Consider the following 2,084-nt stretch of genomic DNA (forward strand, 5'->3'; position numbering starts at 1 on the left):
GGCGGGGGCGTGGTGGCGGCCGGCGGCACGGGCTCGGTGACGGTGGACGCGGTGTACGGGTCCTGGCCCTGGGCCGCGGCGGATTCCAGGAACAGCTCGCCGCCCGCCTGGGGCGAGCCCGAGGGGCGGGTCAGCACCACGGCGAGCGCCACCACGGCGGCCACCGCCACCGCGGCGGTGACCAGCCGGGGGACGGAACGCCACCACGGCGCGGGGGGTTCGCCGCGCCCGGGCGGGGGCGCGGGCGGCTCACCGCCACCGCCGCCGGAGCCGCCCCGGCGGCCTCCGCCGCCCGGTCCGCCGCCGCCGGTTCCGTCGGCTCCCGTTCCGCCGGCCCCGGTTCCGGCCGGGGTGTCGATGACGGTGGGCGGGCCCTCGCGGCCCCGCGGGTCCGCGAGCGGGCCGGCGGGAGGTCCTGTGGGGCGCTCTGACGGCGGTGTGCCGGACGGCTGTGTGGTCACGGGCGTTCCCTGTCCCAGGCGGAGGGGACACGGGCTCGGTCCCCGGGTCGGAGTTCCCTCGGTCTCCTCGTCCTGCTCCTCGTCTCGTCGTCTCTCGCATGTCAGGACATTTCCTGATTTCTGTCACTCCTGCGGACCATTGTGTGCGGCCTCCCGGTGGTGCCCGCAAGCCGGGGCTGCCTACGGTGGCGCTGTGAGCCGTACGTCCCGGGGTCCCCTGCGGGCTTGGCGCGACGCCCTTGTCGCGGTCGTGGCGGGGTTCGCCGCGATGGCCGCGGTGTCCGCCGCGGGACTGGCGTGTGCGGGGGCCGCGGACCTGCCCGGCGGGGCGTTCCCGCGCGTGGTGGCGGCCGTCGTGGTGCTGGCGGTCGGCGGGTCCGTCGAGGTGACCGGCGGGGCCGGCTTCCTGGCCGACGCCGACGCGAGCCTGTCCGTGCTCCCCCTCTCCGTGAGCCTGGCCGGGGCCCTCATGGCCGGCTCGCTCTTCCTGCATCCCCTGCACAACCGGGCGGTGGCCCGGCCGCGCGAGCTCCTCGCCCACGGCGTCCCGGTGGTCCTGCTGTGGCTGCTCGCCCTGACCGGCACTGCGCTCCTGGCCCGTCAGTCGTTCGCCGTCTCCACCGGCGACTCCCCGATCGGGGACCTCGCCGAGATCTTCGACGCGGCCCCGACGGTCGGCTTCCGGGCCGCCGTGCCCGCGACCCTCTTCTTCGGACTGCTGTGGATCCTGGGCCTGTTGCTGGTGGCCCTGCTGGTCTCGCGCCGGGCGCCGCTCCCGGCCCGGCTCGTCCGCTTCCACACGGCGGTGCGGCCCGCCGCCTTCGCCACCGTGGCCCTGCTCCTGGCGTACGTCGCCCTCGGCGTCGTGGTCGGCCTGGTCGTGGCGGCCACGCGCGGCCACGCCGACCGGACCCTCGCCGTGATGCTGCTCGGCCTGCCGAACCTGGCCTGGCTCGGGCTCACGCTGGGCTTCGGCGGGGCCTGGGACGGCCGGGTCGAGGGGCCGTTCGGCCTGCCCGTGCCGCAGGTGCTGGACGCAGTGCTGCGCGCGTCCGGGTCGGGAGCCTCCGCGGACACCTCCTCGGTCGACGTGGCCGCGCTCGCCGAGCACGAGGCCTGGGTGTGGTGGCTGGTCCCGCTCGCCGCCGTCCTGCTGCTCGCCACGGGCTTCCTGACCGCCGTACGCTCCCCCGCGCACGTACGGCCCTGGCAGCACGCCCTCCACCTGGGGGCCGCCTTCGGGCTCGCCGTCCTGGCGGTGTGTCTGCTCGTCTCGATGGAGGCCCGCTTCGGCCTGTCCCTGCTGGGCCTCGGCGACGTGTCCGGGCTCGGGGGCACGGTCGAGCTGCGCGCGGTGCTGTGGCGCACCGTCGGCCTCGCGCTGCTCTGGGGGGCGCTCGCGGGCTTCCTCGGCGGCCTGCTGGCCCGTCCCATCCACCGCCGCGGGCTCGTCGAACCGCCGTCCGCGGCCACGGGCCGCTGACCATCCGCCGACCATTCCGCGGACCGCCCGTGCCCTCGCCCCCGGTCCCCGTCAGCCCGCGTCGTCCGCAGGGGGGATGACCCGCGTCGGGTCGAGATCGGGGTCGTGGGGAGTCCCGCCCGCCGCCCCGGCCGCGGCAT

Annotated in this window: 1 protein-coding gene and 1 pseudogene; one reads left to right on the top strand and one right to left on the bottom strand. The window is 77.4% G+C overall.

From position 1 onward, the window contains the following. Positions 1-461 (bottom strand): annotated as a pseudogene (locus HYE82_RS36115) (hypothetical protein); the annotation flags it as partial. A 193-nt stretch (positions 462-654) separates the two neighbouring features. On the opposite strand from HYE82_RS36115, the gene HYE82_RS36120 reads away from it, so the two are divergent. Next, a complete protein-coding gene (locus HYE82_RS36120) occupies positions 655-1,944 on the top strand; it encodes a streptophobe family protein (protein ID WP_179178452.1) in 1,290 nt (429 codons plus the stop codon). Positions 1,945-2,084: the final 140 nt, after the last annotated feature.

The organism is Streptomyces sp. BR123, assembly GCF_013401435.1.
In the GTDB taxonomy this organism is placed as follows: domain Bacteria; phylum Actinomycetota; class Actinomycetes; order Streptomycetales; family Streptomycetaceae; genus Streptomyces.